This window comes from Micromonospora sp. NBC_01638 (genome assembly GCF_045209745.1).
Taxonomy (GTDB): Bacteria; Actinomycetota; Actinomycetes; order Mycobacteriales; family Micromonosporaceae; genus Micromonospora.
In genome coordinates, this window is record NZ_CP109273.1 from 1376062 (window position 1) to 1395782 (window position 19721).

18 protein-coding genes are annotated in these 19721 nt (G+C 70.1%); 7 read left to right on the forward strand and 11 right to left on the reverse strand.

Features of this window, described 5'->3' with window-relative positions; genetic code table 11:
* Positions 1 to 5 precede the first annotated feature (5 nt).
* Positions 6 to 1046 carry an ABC transporter ATP-binding protein gene (locus OG811_RS06400; RefSeq protein WP_406072773.1) on the forward strand — a complete coding sequence of 347 codons (1041 nt, stop codon included), beginning with the start codon at positions 6 to 8 and terminating at the stop codon, positions 1044 to 1046.
* Entirely contained in the window at positions 1027 to 2064 is a 1038-nt protein-coding gene (locus OG811_RS06405; protein ID WP_406072774.1) for an ABC transporter ATP-binding protein, read from the forward strand. Before OG811_RS06400 ends, OG811_RS06405 begins: the two co-directional genes overlap by 20 nt.
* Positions 2065 to 2217: 153 nt before the next feature.
* On the opposite strand, the gene purH is transcribed toward OG811_RS06405, so the two are convergent.
* On the reverse strand, positions 2218 to 3792 hold the full coding sequence (purH, locus tag OG811_RS06410; RefSeq protein WP_406072775.1) for a bifunctional phosphoribosylaminoimidazolecarboxamide formyltransferase/IMP cyclohydrolase: 1575 nt from the start codon (positions 3790 to 3792) through the stop codon (positions 2218 to 2220).
* Positions 3789 to 4409: a phosphoribosylglycinamide formyltransferase gene (purN, locus tag OG811_RS06415; protein WP_406072776.1), complete on the reverse strand. Its 621-nt coding sequence runs from the start codon at positions 4407 to 4409 to the stop codon at positions 3789 to 3791. Before purN ends, purH begins: the two co-directional genes overlap by 4 nt.
* A gap of 290 nt (positions 4410 to 4699) precedes the next feature.
* Between purN and OG811_RS06420 the strand changes: the two genes are divergently transcribed.
* Positions 4700 to 5194 carry a DUF4190 domain-containing protein gene (locus OG811_RS06420; protein ID WP_406072777.1) on the forward strand — a complete coding sequence of 165 codons (495 nt, stop codon included), beginning with the start codon at positions 4700 to 4702 and terminating at the stop codon, positions 5192 to 5194.
* Positions 5195 to 5248: 54 nt separating this feature from the next.
* Here OG811_RS06420 and OG811_RS06425 read toward each other — a convergent pair whose 3' ends face one another.
* Positions 5249 to 6562, reverse strand: a complete 1314-nt coding sequence (locus OG811_RS06425; protein WP_406072778.1) for a DUF6350 family protein — start codon at positions 6560 to 6562, stop codon at positions 5249 to 5251.
* A 201-nt stretch (positions 6563 to 6763) separates the two neighbouring features.
* On the opposite strand from OG811_RS06425, the gene OG811_RS06430 reads away from it, so the two are divergent.
* Entirely contained in the window at positions 6764 to 7030 is a 267-nt protein-coding gene (locus tag OG811_RS06430) for a DUF4190 domain-containing protein (RefSeq protein ID WP_406072779.1), read from the forward strand.
* A gap of 90 nt (positions 7031 to 7120) precedes the next feature.
* On the opposite strand, the gene sucD is transcribed toward OG811_RS06430, so the two are convergent.
* From sucD to OG811_RS06445, 3 genes are all read right to left on the reverse strand, one after another.
* Positions 7121 to 8008 (reverse strand): succinate--CoA ligase subunit alpha, encoded by an 888-nt coding sequence (sucD, locus tag OG811_RS06435; protein ID WP_406072780.1) that lies wholly within the window; start codon positions 8006 to 8008, stop codon positions 7121 to 7123.
* 2 nt (positions 8009 to 8010) lie between these two features.
* Positions 8011 to 9189, reverse strand: a complete 1179-nt coding sequence (sucC, locus tag OG811_RS06440; protein ID WP_406072781.1) for an ADP-forming succinate--CoA ligase subunit beta — start codon at positions 9187 to 9189, stop codon at positions 8011 to 8013.
* A 446-nt stretch (positions 9190 to 9635) separates the two neighbouring features.
* Positions 9636 to 10040: a cobalamin B12-binding domain-containing protein gene (locus tag OG811_RS06445; RefSeq protein ID WP_406072782.1), complete on the reverse strand. Its 405-nt coding sequence runs from the start codon at positions 10038 to 10040 to the stop codon at positions 9636 to 9638.
* Positions 10041 to 10497: 457 nt separating this feature from the next.
* Between OG811_RS06445 and OG811_RS06450 the strand changes: the two genes are divergently transcribed.
* Together OG811_RS06450 and OG811_RS06455 are read left to right on the forward strand one after the other, a co-directional pair.
* Positions 10498 to 11205, forward strand: a complete 708-nt coding sequence (locus OG811_RS06450; protein WP_406072783.1) for a M23 family metallopeptidase — start codon at positions 10498 to 10500, stop codon at positions 11203 to 11205.
* Positions 11206 to 11478: 273 nt separating this feature from the next.
* Positions 11479 to 12246 carry a M23 family metallopeptidase gene (locus OG811_RS06455; protein WP_406072784.1) on the forward strand — a complete coding sequence of 256 codons (768 nt, stop codon included), beginning with the start codon at positions 11479 to 11481 and terminating at the stop codon, positions 12244 to 12246.
* A gap of 150 nt (positions 12247 to 12396) precedes the next feature.
* Here the strand turns inward: OG811_RS06455 and pcrA are convergent, their stop codons facing one another.
* Positions 12397 to 14802: a DNA helicase PcrA gene (gene pcrA / locus OG811_RS06460; RefSeq protein WP_406072785.1), complete on the reverse strand. Its 2406-nt coding sequence runs from the start codon at positions 14800 to 14802 to the stop codon at positions 12397 to 12399.
* A 326-nt stretch (positions 14803 to 15128) separates the two neighbouring features.
* On the opposite strand from pcrA, the gene OG811_RS06465 reads away from it, so the two are divergent.
* Entirely contained in the window at positions 15129 to 15524 is a 396-nt protein-coding gene (locus tag OG811_RS06465; protein WP_406072786.1) for a chorismate mutase, read from the forward strand.
* A 216-nt stretch (positions 15525 to 15740) separates the two neighbouring features.
* Here the strand turns inward: OG811_RS06465 and OG811_RS06470 are convergent, their stop codons facing one another.
* Genes OG811_RS06470 through OG811_RS06485 form a run of 4 tightly spaced genes read right to left on the reverse strand, consistent with a single transcriptional unit; the run spans position 15741 to position 19688 of the window.
* Complete coding sequence (locus tag OG811_RS06470) at positions 15741 to 16754, reverse strand: ABC transporter ATP-binding protein (protein WP_406072787.1); 1014 nt, start codon at positions 16752 to 16754, stop codon at positions 15741 to 15743.
* Positions 16747 to 17775 (reverse strand): ABC transporter ATP-binding protein, encoded by a 1029-nt coding sequence (locus OG811_RS06475; protein ID WP_406075570.1) that lies wholly within the window; start codon positions 17773 to 17775, stop codon positions 16747 to 16749. Before OG811_RS06475 ends, OG811_RS06470 begins: the two co-directional genes overlap by 8 nt.
* A gap of 25 nt (positions 17776 to 17800) precedes the next feature.
* Positions 17801 to 18769 carry an ABC transporter permease gene (locus OG811_RS06480; protein WP_406072788.1) on the reverse strand — a complete coding sequence of 323 codons (969 nt, stop codon included), beginning with the start codon at positions 18767 to 18769 and terminating at the stop codon, positions 17801 to 17803.
* Positions 18762 to 19688, reverse strand: a complete 927-nt coding sequence (locus OG811_RS06485; protein ID WP_406072789.1) for an ABC transporter permease — start codon at positions 19686 to 19688, stop codon at positions 18762 to 18764. The genes OG811_RS06480 and OG811_RS06485 overlap by 8 nt, the downstream gene beginning before the upstream one ends.
* Positions 19689 to 19721 lie beyond the last annotated feature (33 nt).

Here is a 19721-nt window from a genome sequence, read left to right on the forward strand (position 1 = left end):
CTCTCATGACCCACTCCATTGTCGAACCCACGCCCGCCTCCGCCACGCCCGAGGGCGGCCACCTGCTGGAGTTGCGGGACCTGCACGTCGAGTTCCGCACCAACGAGGGCGTGGCCCGGGTGATCAACGGCGTGTCGTACCACCTGGACGCCGGCGAGACGCTGGCCGTGCTCGGCGAATCCGGCTCGGGGAAGTCGGTCACCGCCCAGGCGATCATGGGCATCCTGGACACCCCGCCCGCGTTCGTCCGCTCCGGCCAGATCCTCTACCAGGGTCAGGACCTGCTCACCTGCTCCGAGGAGCAGCGCCGGCAGGTACGCGGCAAGGAGATCGCAATGATCTTCCAGGACGCGCTCTCCGCCCTGAACCCGGTCTTCCCGGTCGGCTGGCAGATCGGCGAGACACTGCGCCAGCGTGCCGGCCTGTCCCGCGCCGATGCCCGGCGCCGTGCCATCGAGCTGATGGATCTGGTCAAGATTCCGGGCGCCGCGAAGCGGATCGGCGACCACCCGCACCAGTTCTCCGGCGGCATGCGGCAGCGCGTCATGATCGCCATGGCGCTGGCGCTGGACCCGAAGGTGCTGATCGCCGACGAGCCCACCACGGCACTCGACGTGACCGTGCAGGCCCAGATCATGGACCTGCTGGCCGACCTGCGCCGGGACCTCAACATGGCGATGATCCTGATCACCCACGACCTGGGCGTGGTCGCCGGTGTCGCGGACCGGATCGCGGTCATGTACGCCGGCCGGATCGTCGAGCACGCCGACGTCCGCACGCTCTACAAGGCGCCCGCCCACCCGTACACCAAGGGGTTGTTGGAGTCGATCCCGCGCCTGGACGTCCGCGGCCAGGAACTGTCGACGATCAAGGGGTTGCCGCCGAACCTGATGCGCATCCCGTCCGGCTGCCCATTCCACCCCCGGTGCCCGTACGTCCAGCAGGTCTGCGTGGACGTAGTGCCGCACGACCTGGTCCTCGGCGACGGCCGGACCAGCGCTTGCCACTTCGCGCAGGAGGTCCGTGATGACAGCGTCACCCGCTAACTCCACCAAGGTCCGCGGCGAGACCATCCTCTCCGTCGACAACCTGGTGAAGCACTTCCCGATCACCCAGGGCGTGCTGTTCCAGCGGCAGATCGGCGCGGTGAAGGCTGTCGACGGGGTGAGCTTCGAGCTGCGTCGGGGCGAGACGCTGGGCGTGGTCGGCGAGTCCGGCTGCGGCAAGTCGACCCTCGCCCGGCTGCTGATGCGGCTGGAGACGCCCACCTCGGGCCGGGCCACCCTGGAGGGCAGGGACCTGTTCAATGCCTCCGGGCGCGAGCTGCGCCGGCTACGCCGCAACATGCAGATGGTGATGCAGGACCCGTACACCTCGCTGAACCCGCGGATGACCGTCGGCGACATCATCGGCGAGCCGTTCGAGATCCACCCGGACGCCGCGCCGAAGGGCAGCAAGCAGGGGCGGGTCCAGGAGCTGTTGGACGTGGTCGGGCTCAACCCGGAGCACATCAACCGGTACCCGCACCAGTTCTCCGGCGGTCAACGTCAGCGCATCGGCATCGCCCGTGCGCTCGCGCTGCGGCCCGAGATCATCGTCTGCGACGAGCCGGTGTCGGCGCTGGACGTCTCCATCCAGGCCCAGGTGATCAACCTGTTGAAGCAGCTGCAGGACGAGCTCGGGCTCTCGTACATCTTCATCGCCCACGACCTGTCCGTGGTGCGGCACATCGCCGACCGGGTCGCGGTGATGTACCTCGGCCGGATCGTCGAGATCGGCACCGAGGACGAGATCTACGAGCGCGCCACCCACCCGTACACCCAGGCGCTGCTCTCCGCGGTGCCGGTGCCGGACCCGGAGGCCCGCGAGCAGCGCAACATGATCCGGCTGGTTGGCGACGTGCCGAGCCCGGCCGACCCGCCCAGCGGGTGCCACTTCCGGACCCGCTGCTGGAAAGCCCAGGACATCTGCGCGACCCAGGACCCCCAAACGGTGCCCCGCGCCGCAGACCCCCACCCGTCCGCCTGCCACTTCGCCGAACTCCGCCCCCCGCTCACCCCGTAACCCCCCTCCCCCCGCCCCCCTCCCCCGCGCCCCCTCTCCCCCGTTGATCTAGGGCATATCGTCGCGAGTTGATCTCCGATCGCGACGATATGCCCTAGATCAACGCGCCTGGGCGGGGCGTGCGACCCGCCAGGGGGCCCCGGGGGGGGCGGGTTAGTGGAAGAAGTGGCGGGTTTTGGTTAGGTACATCGTTACGTTGGCTTTTTGGGCTGCGGCGATTACTTCTTCGTCTCTGATCGAGCCGCCGGGCTGCACGATGGCGCGGACGCCGGCGTCGATGAGGATCTGCGGGCCGTCGGCGAACGGGAAGAACGCATCCGAGGCGGCGACCGACCCGCGAGCCCGGTCAGCGCCGGCGCGGTTGACCGCAAGCTGCGCCGAGTCGACCCGGTTGACCTGCCCCATACCGACGCCGACGGTGGCGCCGTCCTTGGCGAGCAGGATTGCGTTGCTCTTCACCGCGCGGACCGCCCGCCAGGCGAACGCGAGATCCCGCAGCAACTCCTCGTCGGCAGCCTCGCCGGTTGCCAACTGCCAGCCCGCCGGGTCGTCACCGGGGGCGTCCACCCGGTCGGCGACCTGGGTCAGCACGCCGCCGGTCACCGGCCGCCACTCAATCTTTGCCGGGGTCCAGGCCGGCGCGCGCAGCAGCCGGATGTTCTTCTTGCCCTGCAGCACCTCGACCGCGCCCTCGTCGAAGCCGGGGGCGACCACCACCTCGGTGAAGATGTCGGCGACCTGCCGGGCCAGCTCGACCGAGACCGGCCGGTTGACCGCGATGACGCCGCCGAACGCTGACACCGGGTCGCAGTCATGCGCCCTGCGGTGTGCCTCGGCCACGTCCGCGCCCACCGCGATGCCGCAGGGGTTGGCGTGCTTGATGATCGCCACCGCTGGCTGGTCGACGAAGTCGTTCGCTGCTCGCCAGGCGGCGTCCGCGTCGACGTAGTTGTTGTAGGACATCTCCTTGCCGTGCAACTGCTCGGCCTGTGCCAGCCCCGCCGGGGCGTCCGGGTCGGTGTAGAGCGCGGCGGGCTGGTGCGGGTTCTCCCCGTAGCGCAGCACCGTCGACTTGCGCAGCGCCGAACCGGCGAACGTCGGCCAGGAGTCGTCGGCCGGGGCCAGTTCCTGGGCGCACCACTGGGCCACCGCTACGTCGTACTCGGCGATGTCGGCGAACGCCCGGGCGGCCAGTGCGCGGCGCTGGGCCATGGTGAAGCCACCCTCGCCGAGCGCACCGAGCAGCGCCGGGTACGCGGTCGGGTCGGTGAGCACGGCGACCGAGGCGTGGTTCTTGGCGGCGGCTCGCACCATGGCCGGGCCGCCGATGTCGATCTGCTCCACGCACTCCTCGACGCCGGCGCCGGAGGCGACGGTCGCCTGGAACGGGTAGAGGTTGGAGACCAGCAGGTCGAACGCCGCCACCCCCAGTTCGTCGAGCTGCGCGACGTGCGTGTCCTTGCGCAGGTCGGCGAGGAGACCCGCGTGCACCTTCGGGTGCAGGGTCTTCACCCGGCCGTCGAGCACCTCGGGGAACCCGGTCACCGTCTCCACCGGCGTCACCGGCACGCCGGCGGCGGCGATGGCGCCCGCCGTGCTGCCGGTGGACACGATCTCCACACCGGCCGCGTGCAGGGCCTGGGCCAGCTCCACCAGCCCGGTCTTGTCGTAGACGCTGACCAGCGCCCGCCTGATCGGGCGGCGCCCGTCCTGAGTGGGACGACTCACGGAATCGTGACCTTCCTTCCGGTGATGGTCCAGCCTTCGCGGACCAGACGGCCGACCTGCTCGACGAGCTGGCGCCGCTCGGCTTCCTTGATGCGCTCGGTGAGCGTGTCCACGTCGTCGTCGTCGAGCACCGGCACCGCGACCTGCGCGACGATCGGCCCAGTGTCCAGGCCGGCGTCGACGAAGAAGAGAGTGGCCCCGGTGAGCTTCACGCCGTAGGCGAGGGCGTCACGCGGGCCGTGGATGCCGGGGAACGCCGGCAGCAGGGTGTTGTGGGTGTTCAGGTAGCGATCCCCGAAGGCCGCGAGGAAGTGCGGGCCGACCAGCTTGAGGAACCCGGCGGAGATGACCAGGTCGGGTTGGTGCTTCGCGACGTGCGCGGTGAGGGCGCGGTCCCAGTCCTCCCGGGTGTCGTGATCGCGGACCCGCTCGACGAAGGTCGGCACCCCCGCCGCGTCGGCCCGGTCCAGGCCCACGATGCCGTCGCGGTCCGCGCCGACCGCGACGACCTGCGCGCCGTACGCGGGGTCGACGGCGGCATCCAGCAGCGACTGAAGGTTGCTCCCGGAGCCGGAAACGAGGACGACGATGCGGGCGACAGCCGCGGGCTCGGTCACCGGGTCACCCTATCGGGCAGGGTCAGGATGCCCCTCCGCTGGGCGGCGCGTCGATCTCTGGCAGTGCCGACGGGCATCGACCCGGTACGCTGCCGCTCGCTCGGGCCGGACGGCCGCGCCGACCCGTGCTCCGCCCGTGATCCGGCACACGAAGTGGTCAACACGTACATTTTCGAGTGTTTTGGGAGGCATGTCGTCCTGTTCTGCACTGGTGCATTGGGAGGACTGGCCGCGATCATGGGTGGAAACAAAAGCAGTAACTGACGGAACCAGTCCAAGGAGCTTCTCGAATGCAACCCGGTAACCCCGGTCAGGACCCGTACGGCCAGCAGCCCAATCAGGACCCGACCGCCCCCCAGCCGCCAGCCGCCCCGTACGGCCAGCAGCCGCAGGATCCGTACGCGGCACCGCAGGCGCCGTACGGCCAGCAGCCGCCGCACCAGGACCCGTACGCTCAGCAGCAGGCCGGCGGCGGTCCGACGTACCCGAACGCCGGTTACCCGCCGGCACCGGGGCAGGGGCAGAACAACACCCTCGGCCTGGTGTCGATGATCCTCGGTATCGCGTCGATCCCGCTGCTCTGCTGCCTGTACCTGGGCATCCCGGTCGGCATCGCGGGCGTGGTGACCGGTTACCTCGCCCGGCAGAAGGTCGCCCAGGGCCAGGCCAGCAACGCCGGACAGGCCAAGGCCGGCCTGATCTGCGGCGCGGTCGGCGTCGTGCTGGGCATTCTGCTGCTCATCGTGAGCATCGTGGCGCAGGTCAAACTGCCCACCGCGCCCTGACGGGCTCGGAATCGACGGGGCGCTCCGGATTCGTCCGGGGCGCCCCGCGCTCGTCTACTGCGCCGGGGCGCGCCGGCCCTCCGGCGCGGGGGCGCGGGTGAGCATTCGGGTGGCAGCGGCGCCGAGCAGTGCGCCGACCGCGATGACACCGGCCGCCACCGCTCCGACCTGCCAGCCCACCGGCCCAACCTGCGCCAGCCGACCGGCTCCGAGCGACCCGCCGGAGACCGCGGCGGCTACGCCCAGCAGCACGCCGGCCACCGGCCCGGCCAGCGCTGCCGGCGCCAGCAACTCGGCCCAGCGCTGCGGGGCCCGCTCCGGCCCGGCGAGTCGGGCCACCCGGCGGGCGAGCAGCCAGCCGGCGACCATCCCGGCCAGCACCGGCACCGCGAGCAGCAGGGCGCCGAAGCCGTCCACCGGCCCACGCGGCAGGCCGGCGAGCAGCGGTACGGCCGGCAGCGCGCCGACCGACACCTCACTGGTGCGCACCGCGGTGTCGGTGCCGACCGCAAAGCCCGGGCCGAGCAGGTAGCTGGCTGACCAGATCGCCGCGTTCGGCGCGTACGCGACACTGACCAGGGTGACCCCGGCCTGCCCGGCAACCCCGGTCCGGTACGCCCCGATCATGTCCGCCGCGTCGCCGCCGCCGGTGGCCACCGCCAGGCCGGCCGCGCCGGCGCCCGCGCCGAGCAGCAGCAGCCCGGCCACCAGACCGGCACGAATGCCGTCGCGCACCGGACCCGGCATCCGGGCGTGCAGTAGCCGGGTCACGGCAGTGATGCGGGTGGCGCCGACCAGCGCGGCGAGTGTGCCGACCACCGCGAAGGTGGCTCCCGCACGGACCGGGGACACATTCGGCCCACCGGTGCCGACCAGCACCGCCGCGAGCGCGCCGAGCAGCGCGTACGCGATGCCAACCGCGCCCGCGGCGAGCAGCGCCCGGCGCGGTGAGCGGCTGTCACGGGCGCCGATCGCGCGGCTGACGTGCACACCGGCCCGGGTCAGCCGCCAGAGCGCAAGCACGGTCAGCGCCAGCGGGGCGAGCCCGAGCGGACCGGACTCCGTGTGTATCGGCACGCCGTGCCCGAGCAGCCAACCGGCCAGCGCGGTGCGCAGGGTGCTGGTCAGGGTGGTGGAATCCGCGCCGAGATGGACCAGGCCGAGCACGATGGCAACCGGCAGATAGGACGTCAGGGCGGCCCAACCGGCAGCCACCGCGGCGGCGACCGGCAACGGTGCGCGCCCCCGTGGCGACCCACCCGCACGGGGCGCGGGCACCCGTCGGGCCGGCACGGCACGGTTGACCGGCCGGCCGTCGGCGCTCACACCGCCGGGACGGCTGGGACGGTCAGGGGTGACGGGGGACATCCGCTCTACTCTGGCACGTCGCACGGGGCGGTGGCAGTCCGTTAACCCCTCGAAGGGCGGCGAGTTGACCGAACCGGGGTCCAGCCCACCCGGTCCGGTCTAGCCTCGGCCGAGAGGGGGGCGCGAGTCGCCGCCACCCGGGTCGGGTCCGCCGGTCGGGGTCCGGGTCGGCCCGCCGCCCACGACCGCCCGGAGGACGCCGTGACGACCGCATACCCGCAGCCCCCGCCGCCGCCGGCCAGGGGACGGGACCGCACCACGCTCTGGGGCGTACTGGGCATCGTGCTCGGCCTGATCTGTTGCGGCATCCTCGGCATCATCTTCGGCTACCTGTCGATCCGCGACGCCCGGCGCTACGGTCAGTCGCCGGTGCTCGGCTACCTCGCCATCGTGTTCGGCGTGATCAACATCATCGGTGGCGCGATCCTGCGGGCGACCGGCAACTACCCGTTCTGGAACAACGACTGAGCAGGCTGGTCGTCAACAACGAGCCCGCGCACGTATGCCGAAGGGGGCCGACCGGTTGCGGTCGACCCCCGTCGGCGTAGCCTGGCCGGCTCAGTTGCCGGACATGATCTCCCGCATCAGCTTCGCGGTCTCGGTCGGCGTCTTGCCGACCTTGACACCGACCGCCTCCAGCGCCGCCTGCTTCGCCTCGGCGGTGCCGGCCGAACCGGAGATGATCGCCCCGGCGTGACCCATGGTCTTGCCGGGGGGAGCGGTGAAGCCGGCGATGTAGCCGACCACCGGCTTGGTGACGTTGGCCTTGATGAACTCGGCGGCCCGCTCCTCGGCGTCGCCACCGATCTCACCGATCATGACGATGGCGTCGGTCTCCGGGTCGGCCTCGAACGCCGCCAGGGCGTCGATGTGGGTGGTCCCGATGATCGGGTCACCGCCGATGCCGACGCAGGTGGAGAAGCCGATGTCGCGCAGCTCGTACATCATCTGGTAGGTCAGCGTGCCGCTCTTGCTGACCAGGCCGATCCGGCCGGAGCCGGTGATGTCGGCCGGGATGATGCCGGCGTTGGACGCGCCGGGCGAGGCGATGCCCGGGCAGTTCGGCCCGATGATCCGGGTCCGCTCGCCCTGCGCCACGTTGTACGCCCAGAACGATGCGGTGTCGTGCACCGGAACGCCCTCGGTGATCACCACGGCCAGGCCGATCGCGGCGTCGATCGCCTCGACCACGGCGGCCTTGGTGAACTGCGGCGGCACGAAGATGACGGTGACGTCGGCCCCGGTCTCGGCAATCGCGTCCGCGACGGACGCGAAGACCGGCAGCTCGGTGCCGTCGAAGTCGACCTTCTGGCCCGCCTTGCGCGGGTTGACGCCGCCCACCACGTTGGTGCCGGCGGCGAGCATCCGCCGGGTGTGCTTGGAACCCTCGGAACCGGTCATCCCCTGGACGATGACCTTCGAGTCCTTGGTCAGCCAGATAGCCATGATCAGACCCCCGCAGCTGCCAGCTCGGCGGCCCGCTCGGCCGCACCGTCCATGGTGTCCACCCGCTGCACGAGTGGGTTGTTCGCGCTGTCCAGGATCGCCCGACCGGCCTCGGCGTTGTTGCCGTCGAGACGGACGACGAGCGGCTTGGTGACCTGCTCGCCGCGCTGCTCCAGCAGGGCCAGCGCCTGGATGATGCCGTTGGCGACCTCGTCGCAGGCGGTGATGCCGCCGAAGACGTTGACGAAGATGCTCTTCACTGCCGGGTCGGAGAGCACGATCTCCAGCCCGTTCGCCATCACCGCGGCGCTCGCGCCGCCGCCGATGTCGAGGAAGTTGGCCGGCTTGACGTTGCCGTGCCGCTCACCGGCGTACGCGACCACGTCGAGGGTCGACATGACCAGACCCGCACCGTTGCCGATGATGCCGACCTCGCCGTCGAGCTTGACGTAGTTGAGGTCCTTGGCCTTGGCGGCCTGCTCCAGCGGGTCCACCGCGGCCTGGTCGACCAGCGCCTCGTGGTCCGGGTGCCGGAACGCCGCGTTCTCGTCCAGGCTGATCTTGGCGTCGAGCAGCAGCAGCCGACCGTCGCCGTTCTTGGCGAGGGGGTTGACCTCGACCAGCGTGGCGTCCTCGGCGACGAACGCCTGCCACAGGCCGACGGCCACCTCGACCACCTGGTCGGCGACCTCGGCCGGGAAGCGGGCGGCGGTCACGATCTCGCGAGCCTTGGCCTCGTCCACGCCCTTCACGGCGTCGATCGGGGCCTTCACGACCTGGTCGGGGGTCTCGGCAGCGACCTGCTCGATGTCCATCCCGCCGGCGACGCTGGCGATGCAGAGGAAGGTGCGGTTAGCCCGGTCGAGCAGGTACGAGAAGTAGTACTCCTCGACCACGTCCGCGGTCACCGTGATCATGACCTTGTGGACGGTGTGACCCTTGATGTCCATGCCGAGGATGTCGGTGGCCCTGGCCACCGCCTCATCCGGGCCCTCAGCCAGCTTGACGCCGCCGGCCTTACCTCGGCCGCCGACCTTCACCTGCGCCTTGACGACCACGCGACCGCCGAGGCGTTCGGCGATCGCACGGGCCTCTTCCGGGGTAGTGGCGACGCCGCCGGCCAGCACGGGCAAGCCGTGCCGCTCGAACAGGTCCCGCCCCTGGTACTCGTACAGGTCCACGATTGCGCGTCCCGTCCCGTCTCCGCGGCGCGCCGTCGCGCCGCCACCAGCGTTCAAGAAACAGTTTGACGCCTGTCATCAGTTGAAACAGGCCATTGGCCGCAGCCTAACGATGTCGGCACCACCGGCAACCGAGCGGGTGCACGGTGTGCGGTAATGCACAACCGGGCAGCGGGCGCGGCCGGTTTCCGGCCATGACTCGGGCGGCATCCACCGTCCGGGCGATGTTGCCGGGGGTCCGTAACCCGGCCGTGGGGGCGTCGTTGAGTGAGGTGTCGGAGCGCTGCACAGCGCGATGACGGGAGACGGCCGATGCCCTGTCGGTCGAGGGGTGGCGGCGGGGCATCGTGCATAGAGGGGCCGGACGTGTGAGGGGTGCGTCCGGCCCCTCCCCCGTGCCCGGAAACCGGTCTCCGACCTATTACCGCCAGCCCTTCGCGGGTGCCTCAGGAAACCGGCTGCGCGACGTTCTGTCGGACCCACTCGACAATCGCCTGAGTGGTGGCGCCCGGCGTGAAGATCTTTGCGACGCCCAGCTTCTCCAACTCGGGAATGTCGCCGTTCGGAATGATGCCGCCGCCGAACACGACGATGTCACGGGCGTCCCGCTCAGTGAGCAGTTCCAGCACTCGCCGGAAGAGCGTCATGTGCGCGCCGGACAGGACGGACAGGCCGACCGCGTCGGCGTCCTCCTGGATAGCGGTCTCCACGATCTGCTCAGGGGTCTGGTGCAGGCCGGTGTAGACGACCTCCATCCCGGCATCACGCAGGGCGCGCGCGACGACCTTCGCGCCGCGGTCATGGCCGTCCAGGCCGGGTTTGGCGACGACGACCCGAATACGAGAGCTCATCAGCGCACACCTTTCACCGGCTCCACGGCCTTCACCTGAACGAACGGTAACCCGGCGGACCCAGCCCGGGAAATCCGGGCTCTGTCACCGGTTATCGCTCTTTGCGACCAGCGGGCAACCTGGGGAGGCCCGCTGGTCGCGATCCGACACTGCCGCGGCGCCATCCGGCACTGCCCGCAGTCAAGCCGGACGACTCCGCCGGACCGGTCACGCTCGGCGACGAACGGGCAGCAACAGGGGCGCCGTTCGGCGTCGCGATGCGTGACAATCATGGACGCAAACGGACAGAACGACACGCCAATTTCTCGGTCTAGCTTGTGACTCGCCTGGTGGTTGGCTAACGTGTCCACGGTTGTCATCAGGTCCATGGACGGGTGACGACGCGGTCAGCGGACGTTCACTGGAGCTTCACGAACGTCCACCGGCCGCTTCGGAACCCCGACAACGGAGGGTGTGCGTGCGCCAGCGCCTGTCGTCTGAGCCCGATCGATATCGCGGTCGCCGCCGCGTACCCACCCCACCGCGGAGCCGTTACGCCGCTGTCGTCACCACCGCGTTCGTCGGGGCCGGCCTCGTCGCACTCGGCGCGAGCGCCCTGCCGGACGCCAAGGACGTCAGCCCGACGGTGCTCGACGAGCTCAAGCAGGCGTCGGTCACCAGCCAGGACGCCGCGGCCCGTGCGGACAGCGCCGACCGCGCCTCCCGGGACAGCCGGAGCAAGGACAGCGCCGAGCCCGAGGTCTGGCTGCTGCCGTTGCAGGGCTACGACTTCAACTCCCCCTACGGGATGCGCTGGGGCAAGCTGCACACCGGCGTGGACCTGGTCGCTGCTGAGGGCACTCCGTATGTGGCGGTCCACGACGGACTGGTCACCAAGGCCGGTTGGTTCGGCGGGTACGGCAACGCCGTGATCGTTCAACACGCCGACGGCAGCGAGGCCATCTACGGCCACTCCTCCGCGGTGAGCGTGAAGGAAGGCCAGCAGATCAAGGCGGGTGACCAGCTCGGCCTGGTGGGCCAGACCGGTCACGCCTACGGCACCCACCTGCATCTGGAGATCCATGTCAAGGGCCAGCCGATCGACCCGGTGCCCTTCCTCCAGGAGCGCGGAGTGGACATCAAGCTGCAAGTCGAGGCAATCTACAGCGAGGTAGCCGCGTCCTGACGCTGCGTACCGACCGTTGACCGCCCGGATCTGTCGATCCGGGCGGTTTTTCGTTGCCCGGGTTCGGCGGATGTCTGCCGGGTCACAGCCCGGAGTGTGACCGGCGACACCCAGCGGCATGATCACTTTTCTAGATGTAACGCCGCACAGCGGGTCATACCCGGGCAGGCGGTCCACCGTCCACCACCCGGTCACCCGGTCCCCGTACCAGCCCCAACTCGGCCCGACACCAGTATTTCGAGGTCAAGTGCCCCTCGACTCTGAAGGTCCGCCGTGCAGGAAGACAGCCCCGTGCAGAACGAGAACACCCCCGACACCGCCCAGACCGAGCAGCCGCAGCGCGGCGGCCGGCGGAACCGCCTCATCGTGCTCAGCGCTGCCGCTCTGGTAGCCCTCGGCCTCGGTGGTGTCGCCGTCGCCACCACCGGCAACGACCACCCGGCACCCGCCGCCGTCAGCCTCGACGCACAGTCCCGGGCCGAAGCTGCCAGCCGGGCGGACCGCTCCGCCCGCGAGTCGAGCACGCCGGTCGCCCCCGCCGCCAGCCCGACGCCGAGCCCCTCAGCGGCCAGCGCCAGCCCGACACCCACGAAGACGGCCACCGCGAAGGCCAAGCCGAAGCCGAAGGCCACCAAGCCCACGCCCGCCTGGGTCGACCCGATGCCGGGCGCCGCAGTCACCTCCTGCTACGGGCAGCGCTGGGGCACCCTGCACGCCGGTATCGACCTGGCGCTGCCCTCCGGTACGCCGATCCGCGCCGCAGCGGCCGGCACCGTGACCCAGGCCGGAGACGCCTCCGACGGGTACGGCAACTCCGTCTTCATCGACCACGGGAACGGATACCTGACCAACTACGCCCACCAGAGCCGCGTCGCGGTCGCGGTCGGCCAGAAGGTCAAGGCTGGCCAGGTCATCGGCTATGAGGGCGCGACCGGCGACTCCACCGGCCCGCACCTGCACTTCGAGGTGCACCAGGGCATGTGGAACCAGATCGACCCGGCCCCGTTCATGCGGGCACACGGCGTGGACCTGGGCTGCTGAGCCAATCCGCCTGCGCGTCTGAAGATCCGCCTGTTCCGCACAACATCATGGAAAGAGTGGCCTCCGCGCTGCCGGAGGCCACTCTTTCAACGAAGTAGCGCGATCTTGGTCGGGCGGGCGGCGGACGGGCGCTGCCTTGGGTCGTTTGGGTCAGAGCTTGTCGACCGGGGCGTGCCGCAGCACCAGCCACATGGTCTGATCGCCGAAGTCGATCTGCGCCCGGGCACCCGGGCCGTGCCCCTCGACGGCGAGCACCCGCCCCAGCCCGTACCGCTGGTGATTGACCCGGTCGCCGGCAGACACCTTCGGCCCCTGCGGCAGCTCGCTGGCCGTGGTCAGCCGGCTGGCGTCCACACCGAGCCGCTGGGCCAGCTGAGCCGCCTTCGGCGTGCCTCCGGTGAAGGTGCCCCGACCGCCGGGCGCACGGTCGGCACGGCCGCCGACGCCGCCGCCTCCACCAGCCCACGAGGTGTACGACCCTTCGGTGCGCTCCCAGTGCACCAACTCCGTCGGCAGTTCCTCCAGGAACCGCGACGGCGGGTTGTAGGACGGCTGCCCCCAGGCCGAGCGTGTCACCGCCCGGGAGAGGTAGAGCCGCTGCCGGGCGCGGGTGATGCCGACGTACGCCAGCCGGCGCTCCTCCTCCAACTCGCGGGTGTCGCCCAGCGAGCGCAGGTGCGGGAAGACGCCGTCCTCCAACCCGGTCAGGAAGACCACCGGGAACTCCAGCCCCTTGGCGGTGTGCAACGTCATCAGCGTGACCACGCCCTGGTGGTCGGGGTCGTCAGAGGGGATCTGGTCGGCGTCGGCGACCAGCGCCACCTGCTCCAGGAAGCCGGCCAGGGTGGCCCGCTCCCCCTCCTCGCCCAGCGCCTCGATCCGCTCGGTGTACTCCCGGGCGACGCTGACCAACTCCTGGAGGTTGTCCACCCGGCCGGCGTCCTGCGGGTCCAGGCTCTCCTCCAGCTCGGTGAGGTAGCCCGAGCGGGTCAGCAGCGCCTCCAGCACCTCTTCTGGCGTGCCGGTCTCGGCCAGCTCCCCGGCACCGTCGAGCAGCGCCACGAAGTCGGCGATGCCGTTGGCCGCCCGGCTGGAGATGCCCGGCGCCTCCCTGGCCCGGCGCAGCGCCGCGCCGAACGAGATCCGGTCGCGGCTGGAGAGCGCCTCGACACACGCCTCCGCGCGGTCGCCGATCCCCCGGCGAGGGGTGTTCAGCACCCGCCGCAGGCTCACCGTGTCGTCGTCGTTGACCACCGAACGCAGGTACGCCAGTGCGTCGCGGACCTCCTTGCGCTCGTAGAAGCGCACCCCGCCGACCACCTTGTAGGGCAGGCCGACGCGGATGAACACCTCTTCGAAGACCCGGGACTGGGCATTGGTGCGGTAGAAGACCGCGACGTCGCCGGGGCGGGTCTCGTCGGCGTCGACCAGCCGGTCGATCTCCCGGGCCACCCAGTCGGCCTCGGCGTGCTCGGTGTCGGCCACGTACCCGACGATCTGCTCGCCGGCACCGGCCTCGCTCCACAGCCGCTTGGGCTTGCGGGAGGTGTTCCGGTCGATCACCGCGTTGGCCGCGTTGAGGATGGTCTGCGTGGAGCGGTAGTTCTGCTCCAGCAGGATCGTCCGCGCGTCGGTGAAGTCCCGTTCGAACTCCAGGATGTTGCGGATCGTCGCACCCCGGAACGCGTAGATCGACTGGTCGGCGTCGCCGACCACGCACAGCTCGGCGGGCTCCAGCCCGTCGGTGCCGGAGACCAACTCCTTGATCAGGACGTACTGGGCGTGGTTGGTGTCCTGGTATTCGTCCACCAGCACGTGCCGGAACCGCCGACGGTAGCTCTCCGCGACGTGCGGGTGGGACTGGAGCAGGTGCACCGTGGTCATGATCAGGTCGTCGAAGTCCAGTGCGTGCGCCTCACGCAGCCGGCGCTGGTAGAGCGTGTACGCCTCAGCCAGCGCCCGCTCGTTGGGCCCGGTGGCCCGCGCCGCGAACTGCTCCGGATCGATCAGCTCGTTCTTGAGATTGGAGACCTGCGCGGCCAGCCCACGCGCCGGGTAGCGCTTCGGGTCGAGATCGAGCTCCCGGGTGACCAACTGCATCAGCCGGCGGGAGTCGTCCGCGTCGTAGATCGAGAACGTCGACTTGAGGCCGGCGTGCTCGTGCTCGGCCCGCAGAATTCGGACGCAGGCGGAGTGGAACGTCGACACCCACATCAGGCGGGCCCGCGGGCCCACCAACGCGGCGACGCGCTCCTTCATCTCGCCGGCCGCCTTGTTGGTGAAGGTGATCGCGATGATCTCCCCGGGATGCACGTCCCGCGCGGCGAGCAGGTAGGCGATCCGGTGCGCGAGCACCCGGGTCTTGCCGGACCCGGCGCCGGCCACGATCAGCAACGGCGAGCCGGCGTGGCTGACCGCGTCGCGTTGGGGCCCGTTCAGCCCGTCGAGCAGCTGCTGCGGACCGAGGCGCGCAGCGGCCGACCCTGGTCGGTGCGGGCGGGCCGGCGCGGACTCCGGCGCAGGCGGGGACGCGGGGATGTCGAAGAGAGGATGCATCGCCCGACAAGTCTATGCCGCCACCCGGACACTGCGCCTTCGGCGCTCAGCAGCTCGTGCCCGACCGCGCGCTACCACCACCCTCCACGCCCAGCGGCAGGAAAGGACCCCACGTCAGCGCCGAATGCTTGCGCACCCGGTGCCGACGTGGGCATACTCGACGCGTGTTCGCTCAGCGCTACTACTTTTACTACGGCACCGGGAGTCCGGCTGCCGTAGGTCGCGCCTGATCGATTCAGACCTGCGAAAAGCCCCGGGCTCCTGGAGTCCGGGGCTTTTCCGTCCCAGGTTCCGGGCACCGGGCACCACAGTGCGAGAGGTACCCGATGATGACAAACGTGATGGAGCAGAGCGGCAGCCCGATCCGACCGAAGGTTGAGCAGCCCACGGTGAACGGGAGCGAGCCAGCGGTCCCGGTGCCGCCGGTGACCGGAAACGCTGGGCAGGCCGAGGCACGGACCGGCACCGAAGAGCCGTCCGCCGTGGCCCGGATCGTGCAGATCAGGGAACGGATCGACGAGATCGACAACGCGCTGATCACGCTCTGGCAGGAGCGGGCCGCGTTGTCCCAGGAGGTCGGCACGACCCGGATGGCGTCCGGGGGGACCCGCCTGGTGCTCTCTCGGGAACGGGAGATCCTGGAGCGGTTCCGGATCGCGCTCGGCGCCGACGGCACCCAGTTGGCCCTGCTGCTGCTCCGTGCGGGCCGCGGCCCGCTGTGAGCCGCGCGACCCGCGGTGACGCCGCGCCCGCGGGGAGCCACATCGGCCCCAGTTGGCCACGCGGGCCGCTGTGAGCTCTGCCGGCGCGCCACCGGCTGCCGGGGCGACCCCCAACTACCGACCGACCGTTCGGCGCGGGAGCGGCCCGTTCCTGGTCCTGGAAAGACGAAACCGCCTGCCGTCGTCGTGGTGACGTCGGCAGGCGGTTCCGATGACTCACGCCTCGTGAGTGGCGACGATCTCGCGCCGCTCCGCGAAGTGGCAGGCGCTCGGGTGGTCCGAGTCCCGCCGGATCTCCAGCAGCGGGACCTGCTCGGCGCAGACGTCCTGCGCCTTCCAGCAGCGGGTCCGGAACCGGCAGCCCGAGGGCGGGCTGATCGGCGACGGCACGTCACCCGTGAGCCGGATGATCGTCTTGTTGTTCCGCTGCGTCGGGTCCGGAACCGGCACCGCCGAGAGCAGAGCCTGGGTGTACGGGTGGGTCGGCCGCTCGTAGATCTCGTCCTCGGTGCCGATCTCGACGATTTTGCCGAGATACATCACCGCGACCCGGTCCGAGAGGTGGCGGACCACCGACAGGTCGTGGGCGATGAAGACGTACGAAAGCCCGAACTCGCCCTGCAGCTGCTCCAGGAGGTTCATCACCTGGGCCTGGATGGAGACGTCCAGCGCCGACACCGGCTCGTCGCAGACGATGATCTCGGGCCGCAGCGCGAGCGCACGGGCGATGCCGATGCGCTGACGCTGACCGCCGGAGAACTGGTGCGGGTACCGGTTGATGTGCTCCGGGTTGAGCCCGACCAGGTCGAGCAGCTCCCTGACCTTGGCCCGACGGCTGCCCTTCGGCGCCACCTCCGGGTGGATCTCGAACGGCTCACCAAGCAGGTCACCGACGGTCATCCGCGGGTTCAGCGAGGTGTACGGGTCCTGCATGACCAGCTGGATCTGCCGGCGGAGGCGCCGCAGCGCCCCACCGGACAGCTTGGAGGTGTCCTGGCCCTTGTAGACCACGCTGCCAGCGGTCGGCTTCTCCAGGTTCATCAGAACCCGGGCGAGGGTCGACTTGCCGCAGCCAGACTCGCCGACCACGCCGAGGGTCTCACCGGCACGCAGGCCGAACGAAACTCCGTCGACCGCCTTGACCTGACCAACGGTCTTCTTGAACACCACACCCTGGGTGACGGGGTAGTGCTTGACCAGGTCACGGACCTCGAGGATGTTCTCAGACACGGTTCACCAGCTCCTCGGCGAAGTGGCAGGCGCTGGCCCGCGCGTTGCCCACCTGCAGCAGCGGCGGGACCTTCTCCCGGCACACCGGCTGAGCCATGGGGCAACGCGGGTTGAACGGGCAGCCCGGTGGAATGTTCATCAGGTTCGGCGGGAGGCCCTTGATCGTCCGGAGCTGCTGCCCCTTCTCGTCCAAACGCGGGATCGATTCGATCAGGCCGATCGTGTACGGGTGCGCCGGCTTGGCGTACAGGTCGTACACGTCGGCTTCCTCAACGATCCGGCCCGCGTACATGACCGCGATCCGGTCCGCGACGTCGGCGACCACGCCGAGGTCGTGCGTGATCAGGATCATGCCCATCTGCCGCTCACGCTGAAGCTCGGCGAGCAGGTCCATGATCTGGGCCTGCACGGTCACGTCGAGCGCGGTGGTCGGCTCGTCCGCGATCAGCACCTCCGGGTCGAGCGCCAGCGACATCGCGATCATCGCGCGCTGCCGCATACCACCGGAGAACTGGTGTGGGTAGTTGTTGAACCGGCCCTTGGCGTTCGGGATCTTGACCTGGTCGAGCATGTCGATCGCGCGCTTCTTGGCCTCCGCGCGACCCATGCCCCGCCGGACCCGGAACTGCTCGGCGATCTGGAACCCGACGGTGAAGACGGGGTTCAGCGCGGAGAGCGCGTCCTGGAAGATCATCGCGATGCCCTCACCGCGGATGCGGCGGCGCGCCTCGGCGGACATGCCGAGCATGTCCTTGCCGTGGAAGCGGACCTGCCCACCGGTGACGAAGCCGGGCGGCGTGTCGAGGATGCCCATGATGGTCTGCGCCGTGACGCTCTTACCGGAGCCGGACTCGCCCAACACGGCGAGGGTCTCCCCCGCGTCGACGTGGTACGTGACCCCGTTGATGACCTTTGCGACGCCGTCCCGGGTACGGAACTCCACCCGCAGGTCGTCGACCTCGAGCAGCCGACCGGAGGGACGTCCGGACCCGCCGGGTCCCGGCGCGGACTGCTCGGACACGAGAATGTCGGACACTGGATCTCCCCTAGCGGAGTTTCGGATCGAGGGCCTCGCGGACCGCCTCACCGAGCATCACGAAGCTCAGCACTGCGGTGACGAGGAACGCGGCGGGGAAGAAGACCAGCCCTGGCGCGACCCGGAGGAAGTCCTTACCGTCGCTGATCATGATGCCCCAGGAGACCACCGGCGACTTCAGACCGACGCCCAGGAACGACAGAGTGGCCTCGGCGCCGATGAACGAGCCGACCATGATCGTGCCGTAGACCAGCAGCGGGGCCAGGCAGTTCGGCAGCAGGTGCTTGAGGATGATCCGGCCGGTGCCGGCACCCAGGGCGCGGGCCGCGACGATGTAGTCGGCCTCCTTGGTGGCGAGCACCGAGGAACGCATCAGGCGCATCACGACCGGCCAGCTCAGCACGATCAGGGAGATGGTCACCAGGCCCATGATCCGGGTCTTGCTGTTGCCAGTGCCCGAACCGTTGAACGTGGTCAGGATGACGATCGCGCCGAGCACGAACGGCAGGCCGAAGAAGACGTCGGCGATCCGGCTCAGCAGCCCGTCCACCCAGCCACCGCGATAGCCGGAGATGATGCCAGCGGCGCCACCGACCAGCAGGGTGCCGAGCACCGAGAGCACGGCTACCTGGATGGAGGCACCCGCGCCATAGATGACCCGGGCGTAGACGTCGCGGCCCTGCAGGTCGTAGCCGAACCAGGCATCAGCGGACGCCTTGTCGAGGCTGCGGGACAGCGATCCGTTGACCGCGTCGCCCGGGGCGAACAGCGCCGGGAAGGCCGCCATCAGCAGGAAGATCATGATCAGCGTGGCCGAGATCCAGAACAACGGCTTGCGCCGAAGGTCCCGCCAGGCATCGCCGAGCAGGCCACGAGGCTTTTCGTTGCTCTGCGGCTGGCCCACGGTGGCAGGGGCGGCAGAGTCGGTCGGGTGCGCGCCAGGGGTGCTGACGATCGATGCGGTACTCGGGTCACTCATAACGGATCCTCGGGTCCAGGGCGGCGTAGAGCAGGTCAACCAGCAGGTTCATCACGAGATAGACCAGCACTAGGACGACCACGATGCCCACCACGGTGGCGCTCTCCTTGGTCACGATCGCGCGGTACACCGCACGGCCGATCCCGTTGATGCCGAAGATCCCCTCGGTGACGATCGCGCCGCCCATCAGGGCACCGAGGTCGGTGCCGAGCAGGGTGACCACCGGGATGAGCGAGTTGCGCAGCAGGTGCACACCCACCACCCGACGCATCGGCAGACCTTTGGCGATCGCGGTGCGCACGTAGTCGGCGCGGCGGTTCTCCGCGATGCTCGTACGTGCCACCCGGGCGATGTACGCCACTGACGCACTACCGAGCACGAAGCCCGGCACGATCAGCTCGGACCACCGCATCTCGGAGGAGACGGTCGGCTTGACGATGCCCCACTGCACGCCCAGCAGCCACTGGAGCACGAAGCCGACGACGAAGACCGGCAGCGCGATCAGGAAGAGCGTGGAGACCAGGACCAGGTTGTCCAGGAAGCCGTTGCGGCGCAGACCGGTCAGCACGCCGGCGCCCAGGCCGATAACGGCCTCGATGGCGAGTGCCACCAGGGCCAGCTTCAGCGTGTTCGGGTAGGCCGTCACGATGATGTCGCCGATATCGCGTTGCGAGAACGTCTGACCGAAGTCACCCTGGAGCAGGTTCTTCATGTAGTTGGCGTACTGCACGAAGACGTTCTGGTCGAGGTGGTACTTCTCAGTCATGAAGGCGATGTACTGGTCCGGGCAGCGACGCTCGCCGCACTTGCCGGCGAACGGATCGCCCGGGACGGCCCAGACGAGCCAGTAGATCAGGAACGTCGTACCGATGAAGACCGGCACGAGTTGGAGCAGCCGTCTCAACAGATAACGGCCCATGGGGCGGTCCTCCAGACAGGGGGCGCGTCGGAC